The sequence below is a fragment of the Acidiphilium sp. genome (assembly GCF_049977125.1).
GTDB lineage: Bacteria > Pseudomonadota > Alphaproteobacteria > Acetobacterales > Acetobacteraceae > Acidiphilium.
On record NZ_JBMFGY010000116.1, the window covers coordinates 1 to 9,310 of the forward strand.

The following is a 9,310-nucleotide window of genomic DNA, read 5'->3' on the forward strand; positions in this document are numbered from 1 at the left end:
CGCCATGTCCTTGGGCAGCGTAATGCTCAATTGCTGTGTCGAACGCATCAGCTTGTACTCCCCACTCATTCGATAGGATTTGATCCTACCAGCAATCTTCTTCCGTCTCAACGCTTTTGGGCCGGGATGGGTGTGAGCCGGGCGACAAACCACGAGTGCAACAATATCTTGTAGCGGCAGCGACTCGCCTCGAACCGGCGTTCAGACGATTCACGGACACGACGGAATCATCTCCATCAGGCCGCGATTTTGGTATCGCCCCCCCCTTGCCCCGACCGCCCCGTGAATAATTCCACTATGCGCGATAATAGGCATTATCGCGCGTAGGTCCTGATGTCAGGGAAATCAATGAGATGATTTCTGCCCTAGAGTCCGCACGTGACGGCTTGTCGCGATACGGCAGCCCCAGATCGAGCACCGCCACCAACGGGAGATCGTGTTGCATCTGCTCGGGAGTGAGACGTGAAACTCTATAGCTGAACCATCGAGCCCCTCCCCTGACATCGAACACGCGCCGGTTTGACTGTGTGCGGGGAAGTCAGACCCGGGCCGATCACCTTGATCCATGCCACCCTCGCCTTTCAACCGACGGAGAGATCAATCATGGCGGACCATAACCTCGAAGCCCTGTGGGAAGAGCACTGCCGCTACGAATTCGAGACCCGCGATGTGGATGCCACAATGGCGACCATGGTGCCTGAACTCTACGTCAACCACATCCCGACGATGACGGGCGGCGTCGGGCACGGTCAGCTCAGACGCTTCTGCAAATATCATTTCATCGGCGGCAATCCGCCCGATACCAGAATGGTGCCGGTCAGCCGCACGGTCGGTCATGATCGGATTGTCGATGAGGTGATCTTCAGTTTCACCCACACGTCCGCGGTCGACTGGATGCTGCCAGGCATTCCGCCAACCGGTCGCACGGTCGATATTCCGCTGGTTGCGATCATCCAGTTCCGCGATGGCAAACTCGCGCACGAACACATCTATTGGGATCAGGCGTCGGTGCTGGTTCAACTGGGTCTGCTCGATCCAACCGGCCTCCCCATCGCCGGTGCCGAAACCGCACGTAAAGTCGTCAATACGACCCTGCCCAGCAACACGCTGATGGCCGAGACCTGGAGCCGCAGTGAAGGCAAACCGATCTGATATCGGCCGCAAATGCTCCTTCGAATCTGCAGGCTTGAAGTGCGCATGAGTTATGCGCATCGTGCTGACACAAATCTGGGGTAAGCCATGTCGCGTTCACCAGCAGATCACAAACCATCCTCGTCGCAGCGACGCGCCACAAACGTGACCCTTCCGGAAGATCTGCTCCGAGAAGCGCGGGAATTCGGGATCAACCTGTCACAGGCATGCAAACGCGGGATCGCCGCAGAGGTGTCCTCCGCGCACGAGCAGCGCTGGCTCCCCCAAAACCGCGAAGCGATGGATGCCTGGAACGAGCATGTCGCTGTGCACGGTCTACCGCTTGCGGCCTATCGCTCATTCCGATGCCCCGGCTTGATCTCTATGCCATGCCGGCCAAAGGCGGGCCTGGTTACGTCTTCGATGTCCACGCAGAACTTCCTGCCTCCGTGGCGACCCGCACGGTCGTTCCGTTGCTGCCGGTCTCATCAGCACCAAAACCAATAAAATCCACCTACGCAAAGGTGACCTAAGTACCCACTCAAAATTTTTTGTGGGTGATTTCATAAATCATGCAGCCAAGAATTTACCGTAATATATTGATATATATATGAAAAAAACTAATTTTTGGCGGACACTCCCTCCGCCACCCCTATCTTCTCGACGCGAACGACCCGGACAAATCGCTGAAAACCCATTACGCGCGGAGATTGATGAGGCGGTATGGGAGAGTAATATTTACGCCCGGATCGTTTCATATCTGGACTTCGCGCAGCCGGTCCCGTTTCGTGAGGGAACTCATTATTATGGGTCAGCGCTCCAGCGGGCCGATGGCGACACGAACAAGGGCGCGTTCGGGCGCGCCGTGCGCACACGGCCGGACCACGAGATGAGGTGATTTTGCCGGCGGCGTTTGCACCGGTGATCGGCGAAAGCAACGCTACGACGGTTTCAGAGCGCGTGGGCCGGCGCGGCTTCACTGAACCCCAGGCCGCCTTCGATCGCCCGATCATCGAGCGGGTGATCGCGCGGCCGTTTTGCGATGCTGCATTCTCCAGCGCGATCAAGGCGACCTATAAAGATACGTGCGGCTTTACCGGGCTGAAACTCATCAATGGCGGCGGACAGAGTGAAGTTCAGGCGGCCCCTATCCGCCCGGTCGCATCTGCCGGCCCGGATTCGATGCGGAACGGTATCGCTCTGTGCGGCCCCGCCCACTGGATGTTCGACCGGGGGCTGATCTCAATCGCCGACAATCATGAGTTATTGCTGGCAAGGGCATGAGTTATTGCTGGCAAAGGATAGAGTTCCGGACCAGATGCTCCGCACGCTCAACCCGGCGCCGCAAAGACCGACCTGGCGGTCCAGCCGACCCTGCGATGACGCTGGCCAGAATTTCAACCCATTTCACAATCCTGCCGCATGATCCCCCGGATCATAATCGCGAACCCAGCGCGGATTGATGAAATCGCGCATCGAGCCGTGTTGCAACCGTTTCTGGCAATATGCCGGAATGCCCGGCCCCGCTCCGTTGGCGGGTATCGTCGCGAAAGGCGAGGCGATCCGTCACCATCCGGTCAACCGCTGTCAGAATGCGCGTTACCGCCGGGTTCTTGTATGCGAACATCGGTTCGGTTTCGGGGTGAACCAGCATCGTTGCATTGGCTTCGAACACCAGTACCCGACCATCCGGCAGCAGTGAAAAATCGATCCCGGCGTAATCCAGGTCAAGCCGCGCGCCGATCGCCGTAACCGCCGCAAGGCCGCGTTCGCCGAGCGTGCCGGCCGGATCGTTCAGAAACCGCTCCTCCTCCGCCCGCCGCGCCGGCGCATCGGCCATGCCGGCGGTCCAATAATGCACCAGCCAGTCGCGGGCGATCGCCAGATGATACGGATACGGCACCCGATCGACGAAAATCATCCGATATTTGCGGTACAGCCCGTCATCCGCGCGACGATACTCAACAAAATCCGTGACATAAACCGCATCATGCCTCGCCAGGACCGCGGCGATCTCGGCCACGCTGGAAGCCTTGACCAGTCCGCTGCCGCCATGCGACCCGATCGGCCGCACGATGACCGGTCGCGCGGTCGTCGGGGGCCGCGCGATCGTCAAAGCCGCGTCATCCCCCCGGCCCAACCGGATCACCTGAGGCACCACGATATCGGGGAGGCCCGCCATCATGCCCGGCAATGCCGAGCGCTGGGTCTGCCCCACCCGATCAGGATGATTGAGGATAGGCCGCGTGGTTTCCTGCAACAACCGTCGCACCGGCGCCGCCAGCGCCGGCATCAGATCGGGATCACCGATCGCATTGAAGATCAGGTCATGATCGGGCAGCATCCGATCCTGCTCCGGGCGCGCGTAATCGATGAACCATTGGATCTGCGCATAGCGCGGTCGCGGCAATAAATGAGCGAGCGGCACGCTCGCCGCAGCACCGCAGGTCAGCACCAGCACGCGACGTGCCAGGGGCGGCATCGCCGGAACGAAGACCTGCTGCTGGCGATACGCCGCCGCCTCGTGCCGCAACGCCTCGGCGGGGTGCTCGTCCAGCAGCAGCGCCGCCAGGTTCCGGTGCGCGATGATCTGATCCGGGTCGAGCGCCACCGCCTGCCGGCACGCCGCGAGCGCCTCCCCGACCGCCTCGAACCGCGCGTGAATCGACCCGAGCACCGCATAGGCCGCCGCGCAATCCGGATGACGCGCGATCAATCCATGCAGGCACGCAACCGCCTCACCCGGTCGGTCGCTCTCGGCATAGGCGATCGCGCGGTTGATCTGCACCCCGATCCGATCGGGCTGTGCCGCCGCCACCAGGGTGAAATCCGCCGCCGCCGCGCCGAAATCACACAACGCCTGCAAAGCCGCCGCGCGGGTCTGCCGTGCATCGACCAGTCCAGGATCGATGCCGAGCGCCTCATCCGCCGCCTCGACCGCCCCCTGATAATCCCCCGCATCATACAGCGCCTGCGCCAGCAACCCCAGAATAACGGCCGAGTCCGGCGCCTGGGTCAGCAGGCTGCGATAGGCGTGAACCAGCACAGCGTCCGATGAAATCAGCGATTGTCGATCTGCCATGGCCTGAGACTACCGCGCACAGGTTACGAAACGATTAACGCCGCGCCGATGGCGACCTGAACGAGAATCGCCGGCAATCCACCGCCAACCCGCCCCGACGCATGGACATAAGCCGCGTCCAGGGCAATGATGCGTCATGATCTTCGATTTCACCGAACTCGCCCCGCTCGACCAGTACAAACTCCTGGCCTCCACCGTGGTGCCACGACCGATCGCCTGGGTCGTGTCGCTGAACGCGGCGGGGCATCTGAACGCGGCGCCCTTCTCGTTCTTCAACGTCTTCGGCGCCGGACCGCCGATTCTCTGTATCGGCATCGGCGCGCGCAAGCCCGGCGACATCAAGGACACCGGCGAAAACATCCGCACCACCGGCGAATTCGTGGTCAATCTGGTCGCCCAGACCAATGCGGCGGCAATGAACATCACCGCGATCGATTTCGGCCCCGAAATCGATGAGCTGGCCGAGGCCGGCCTGACCACGCTGCCTTCGGTCAAAATCAAACCGCCGCGCATCGCGGAAAGCCCGGTCGCGATGGAATGCAAACTACACTCGATCATCGAATTCGGCCCCGACCGCGCCATGGTGATCGGCGAGGTGCTGGCGATGCATGTGCGGGACGACGCCGTGCTCGATCCGGTGCGCTGCCACATCGACACCCCCCGGCTCGACCTGATCGGCCGCATGCACGGCGGCGGCTGGTATTCCACCACCAACGACCGGTTCGACCTGCCACGCATCGCGGTCAAGGACTGGCAGACCGGCTAGAGCGTTATGCTTTCTCGAGCGATTTCATGTGATTATGTTGCCACTGCCGCCTCAACTTAATCGCATAACGATCGAGGCGGCGGCTCCGATCACGGTAAGTTTGACTTGAACGAACGGTTCGCACCGTAAACATCTTGCACGGTTTCGTTCACCCGGAGTTGAAAATGGCATTGTCTCGGCTGATCCGCATCGCGTCGCCCTGGTTCGTGGCCTGTCTCGCCGCGGGACCCGCGTTCGCCGCCCCACCTTCCGCCACCCCGCCTTCCGCCACCCCACCTTCCACTACCCAGGGCGCCGCCGGCGCGCCGTTCAAAATGGTGTCCTACAGCGACATTTTCGATCTTGCCGCCAACGGCACCTACACCCGCACCGTCCATAAAATCATCGAACCCCTGACCAAAAACGGCGTTCAGAGCAACGGCCAGATCCAGGAAGTCGTCGCCACCGCGATGGAGCATTTCCATCTGGTGTCGGCGGAAACCATCGCGCCGGACGGCACGATCTACAAGGTCACCGCCAAGGACGTCCATACCCAGACCGCCCCTTCCGCGGTCGACGCGCCAACCTTCAGCGACGCCAAGATCGTCAGCATCGAATTCCCCCATGTCGAGCGCGGCAGCAAGCTCGACATCACCTACACCATGCATCGCTTCCAGCCCTATTTCCCCAATGAATTCTCCGGCATCGATGCCGTGCCGCCCAACCAGTTCACCGGGCACGAACAGGTCGAGGTGCGCGCCCCCGCCAGCCTGCACCTGCTCACCTCGGTGCGCGGCGGCTACAAATTGTCGAAAACGATCAAGGGCAACACCCAGATCATCACGGCGACGCTCGAAAACCCGCCCTATCATTCAATTCCCGGCAATGCGGTCAGCGCCGGCCAATTCGAACCCATGTTCATCGCCACCACCTTCCCCAACTGGCAGGCTCTGGGCGACGCCTATTGGCAGCGCGCGGCCGCGAAATCCGCCGTCACGCCAGACATCAAAAAACTCGCCGATGAAATCACCGGCCCAAAAACCGGCCGCGCCGCGATGGATGCGCTGTATGACTGGGCCACCACCCATATCCGCTGGGTCGGCATCGAACCGGGCCTGTCGGGCTGGATTCCGGCCTCGGCCGGCCACACCGTCGCAAGGCGCTACGGCGATTGCAAAGCCTCCGAAACCCTGCTCGTCGCGCTGCTGAAAGCCAAGGGCATCGAGGCCGAACCCGCCCTGATCGACGGCGGCAGCGCCGATTACAAGCTCACCCCTCTCGTCAATCTCGGCATTATCGACCACGTGATCGTCTACGTGCCGAAATACCACCTCTTCCTCGACCCGACATCCGGCTTCGCGACGCCCGGCACCCTGCCGGCCGGCGACATCGACAAGCCGGTGATCCTCGCGTCCGACCATTCCACCCTGTCGCGCACACCCTCGGGCCCCGCCGCCTATATCGAAAACACCACCGAAACCATCGGGCCGCACGGCGCGCTGATCGGCAAGGGCACCATCCACGGCACCGGCTATACCGACTGGCTGATGCGCGACATTCTCGACCAGCTGCCCAAGGCGGCCTATCCGCATGTGGTCGAGCAGGTCCTGTCCCATGAAGGCCTGCTCGGCACCGGCAGCTTCACCGCCGCCCATCCCGACGATCTGACCCGCCCCTTCATCATCAACGACCAATGGAAGGCGCCAGGCTATTACAACGCCGGCCACATCGTCGTGCTGCGGGTGCACAAGGGCTTCGCCTTCACCGATCTGGGCCACTACCTCGCCAGCAACGCCACGGTCAGCAAGCGCTATCCGGTGAAGCGCGAGGTCGGCACGCTGCATTTCGCCACCGACCTGACCCTGCCCTCCGGTTACAAAATCCTGGCGACGCCGGAAAGCGGCACGGTGAAAACCGCCGCCGGCAGTTTCGTGCAGACCGCGACAATGCACGGCACCACCCTGCATCTCGTGCAAACCCTCTCGCTCGATCGGGTCTGGTATCCGGTGGCCGATCGCGCCGCGCTGAAATCCCTGTTCACCCAGGCCTACCGGCTCGATCGCCAGCAGGTGGTGCTGGAACGCACCGCCCCGAAACCCCAGGCATGACCCCCCCGCTCGCCCTCACCATGGGTGACCCCGCCGGCATCGGCGGGGAAATCGCCGCCGCCGCCTGGCGCGCCGCAAGGCACCATCAGGGACAAGGCCTACGGCCGTTTTTCCTGATCGGCGATGCCGGCTGGGCCGGCGGCTTCGGCGTCCCGATCGAGGTGATCGACGATCCCGCCGCGGCGGTCACCGCGTTTGCCCGCGCGCTGCCGCTGCTCGCCGTGCCACTCGCCGTCCCCGCCGTGCCGGGTCAGCCGAATGCCGCCAATGCCGCCGCGGTGATCGGCGCGATCGAACGCGCCACCGCCCTGGCCGTCAGCGGCGCCGCCGCTGGCGTGGTCACCAATCCGATCGCGAAATCGGTGCTCTACGCCGCCGGCTTCAAACACCCCGGCCATACCGAGTTCATCGCCGCCCTCACCGGCGCCGCCACCCCGATCATGATGCTCGCCGGTCCCGGCCTGCGCGTCGTGCCGGTCACCGTGCATGTCGCGCTGCGCCGCGCGATCGAAACCCTCACCACCGGCTCGATCATCACCGCCGCCACCATCACCCATGCCGCGCTGATCCATGATTTCGCCATCGCCTCGCCCCGCCTCGCCATCGCCGGGCTCAACCCGCACGCCGGGGAAGCCGGCGCCATGGGCGATGAGGAAACCCGCCTCATCGCCCCCGCCATCGCCGCCCTGCGCGAAGCCGGCATCGATGCGTTCGGCCCGCTGCCGCCCGACACCATGTTCACCCCGATGGCGCGCCAGGGTTACGATGCCGCGATTTGCATGTATCATGATCAGGCGCTCATCCCGCTCAAAACCATCGATATGGAGAATAGCGTGAACATCACGCTCGGCCTGCCCATCATCCGCACCTCGCCCGACCATGGCACCGCGTTCGACATCGCCGGCAAGGGACAAGCCCGCCCGGCCAGCCTGATCGCGGCCCTGCGCATGGCCTCGATGATGGCGGAGCGGCGCGCGTGAGCCGCCAGCGCCTCGGCGTCAATCTCGACCATGTCGCCACGCTGCGCAACGCGCGCGGCGCCGACTACCCCGACCCGATCCGCGCCGCCCATCTCGCGATCGAAGCCGGCGCCGATGGCATCACCATGCACCTGCGCGAAGACCGCCGCCATATCCGCGATGCCGATATAAGCCGCGCCCGCGCCCTGCCGGTGCCGCTCAACATGGAAATGGCCGCGACCGATGAAATGGTCGCCATCGCCACCGAATTACGCCCCCACGCCGCCTGTCTGGTGCCCGAACGCCGCGCCGAAATCACCACCGAAGGCGGGCTCGACGCCGCCGGCACCAGCAGCGCGCTCGGCCCGCGCATCGCCCGCCTGCGCGACGCCGGCATCCGCGTCTCGCTGTTCATCGACCCGGATGACCACCAGTTGCAGGCCGCCGCCGCGCTCGGCGCCCCCGTCGTCGAACTGCACACCGGCGCCTATGCCGAGGGTAAGCCCGGCGAGCTCGACCGCCTGACCAAAGCCGCCGCCACCGCCGCCGCGCTCGGCCTCGAGGTGCACGCCGGCCACGGCCTCACCTTCGCCAATGTCGGCCCGATCGCCGCCATCCCCGAAGTGCGCGAACTCAACATCGGCCATTTCATCGTCGGTGAAGCCCTCTTCATCGGCCTCGCCGAATCGATCCACCGGATGCGCGCAATCATGCAGGCCGCCCGCCGCCGGTAACAACCGCCGGTAACCCCCGCCACTAACCCGCCTCAGCGCGCGCCCTCACGGCCTCGCCCCGCGCGCCAGCGCCAGCCCGATCCCGGCGCCGATCAGCACACCACCCCCCACCCGGTTCGCGAGCCGGCTCGAAAGCCGGCCGCGCAGGCGGCAAGCGAGCAGGCACCACAAGCTGTCGATCACCAGGGCGATGCCGACGCAGGTCAGCGCGAGCACCGCCATCTGATGCCCGAAACCGCTGGCGCGATCGATGAATTGCGGCAACAGCGCGCCATAGAAAAACAGCGTTTTGGGGTTGGTCAGCGACACCAGAAACCCCCGCGCCCAGATCGCGCGCGCCGAGCGCGGGCGCGATCGGGGCAGCGCCGGATCATGCGCCGGCGCCCGCCATGACACGACGCCAAGATAGACCAGATAAATCACGCCGATCCAGCGCACCCAGCCGAACCACACGCTGAACTGCCCGAGCAGCGTGGCGAGGCCGAGCGCGGTGACACTGAGCTGCAGCGCCATCGCCGTGCTGGTGCCGGCCACGGTCAACAGCCCATAGA

The 9,310-nt window shown here is 64.0% G+C and carries 9 protein-coding genes; 7 read left to right on the forward strand and 2 right to left on the reverse strand.

Annotated elements, in window-relative coordinates:
- Window positions 1-603: 603 nt before the first annotated feature.
- The 3 genes from ACP5E6_RS14125 (at window position 604) to ACP5E6_RS14135 (ending at window position 2,415) form a co-directional block, all read left to right on the forward strand.
- Entirely contained in the window at window positions 604-1,152 is a 549-nt protein-coding gene (locus ACP5E6_RS14125) for an ester cyclase (RefSeq protein ID WP_427954969.1), read from the forward strand.
- An 87-nt stretch (window positions 1,153-1,239) separates the two neighbouring features.
- Window positions 1,240-1,638, forward strand: coding sequence for a type II toxin-antitoxin system CcdA family antitoxin (locus ACP5E6_RS14130; protein WP_427954970.1), 399 nt, complete (start codon window positions 1,240-1,242; stop codon window positions 1,636-1,638).
- 414 nt (window positions 1,639-2,052) lie between these two features.
- A complete protein-coding gene (locus ACP5E6_RS14135; protein ID WP_427954972.1) occupies window positions 2,053-2,415 on the forward strand; it encodes an HNH endonuclease in 363 nt (120 codons plus the stop codon).
- A 151-nt stretch (window positions 2,416-2,566) separates the two neighbouring features.
- Here the strand turns inward: ACP5E6_RS14135 and ACP5E6_RS14140 are convergent, their stop codons facing one another.
- Window positions 2,567-4,213 (reverse strand): tetratricopeptide repeat protein, encoded by a 1,647-nt coding sequence (locus ACP5E6_RS14140; RefSeq protein WP_427954973.1) that lies wholly within the window; start codon window positions 4,211-4,213, stop codon window positions 2,567-2,569.
- Between the two features lie 136 nt (window positions 4,214-4,349).
- Between ACP5E6_RS14140 and ACP5E6_RS14145 the strand changes: the two genes are divergently transcribed.
- The 4 genes from ACP5E6_RS14145 to ACP5E6_RS14160 all read left to right on the forward strand — a co-directional run bounded on the left by ACP5E6_RS14145 (window position 4,350) and on the right by ACP5E6_RS14160 (window position 8,759).
- Window positions 4,350-4,979, forward strand: coding sequence for a flavin reductase family protein (locus ACP5E6_RS14145; protein ID WP_427954975.1), 630 nt, complete (start codon window positions 4,350-4,352; stop codon window positions 4,977-4,979).
- Window positions 4,980-5,143: 164 nt separating this feature from the next.
- A complete protein-coding gene (locus ACP5E6_RS14150; protein ID WP_427954977.1) occupies window positions 5,144-7,066 on the forward strand; it encodes a DUF3857 domain-containing transglutaminase family protein in 1,923 nt (640 codons plus the stop codon).
- The gene (pdxA, locus tag ACP5E6_RS14155) at window positions 7,063-8,046 is read left to right on the forward strand and encodes a 4-hydroxythreonine-4-phosphate dehydrogenase PdxA (protein WP_427954978.1); all 984 of its coding nucleotides are present in this window, start codon (window positions 7,063-7,065) and stop codon (window positions 8,044-8,046) included. Before ACP5E6_RS14150 ends, pdxA begins: the two co-directional genes overlap by 4 nt.
- Complete coding sequence (locus ACP5E6_RS14160; protein ID WP_427954979.1) at window positions 8,043-8,759, forward strand: pyridoxine 5'-phosphate synthase; 717 nt, start codon at window positions 8,043-8,045, stop codon at window positions 8,757-8,759. The genes pdxA and ACP5E6_RS14160 overlap by 4 nt, the downstream gene beginning before the upstream one ends.
- Before the next feature lie 45 nt (window positions 8,760-8,804).
- On the opposite strand, the gene ACP5E6_RS14165 is transcribed toward ACP5E6_RS14160, so the two are convergent.
- Window positions 8,805-9,310, reverse strand: a 506-nt coding sequence (locus tag ACP5E6_RS14165; RefSeq protein ID WP_427954980.1) for a LysE family translocator, incomplete at its 5' end; no start/stop codon positions are given.

Excerpts from the sequence above, each read along its gene's own strand:
- ACP5E6_RS14125 (WP_427954969.1), top strand. The coding sequence starts at position 604 with ATGGCGGACCATAACCTCGAAGCCCTGTGGGAAGAGCACTGCCGCTAC.
- ACP5E6_RS14130 (WP_427954970.1), top strand. The coding sequence starts at position 1,240 with ATGTCGCGTTCACCAGCAGATCACAAACCATCCTCGTCGCAGCGACGC.
- ACP5E6_RS14140 (WP_427954973.1), bottom strand. The coding sequence starts at position 4,213 with ATGGCAGATCGACAATCGCTGATTTCATCGGACGCTGTGCTGGTTCAC.
- ACP5E6_RS14145 (WP_427954975.1), top strand. The coding sequence starts at position 4,350 with ATGATCTTCGATTTCACCGAACTCGCCCCGCTCGACCAGTACAAACTC.
- ACP5E6_RS14150 (WP_427954977.1), top strand. The coding sequence starts at position 5,144 with ATGGCATTGTCTCGGCTGATCCGCATCGCGTCGCCCTGGTTCGTGGCC.
- pdxA (WP_427954978.1), top strand. The coding sequence starts at position 7,063 with ATGACCCCCCCGCTCGCCCTCACCATGGGTGACCCCGCCGGCATCGGC.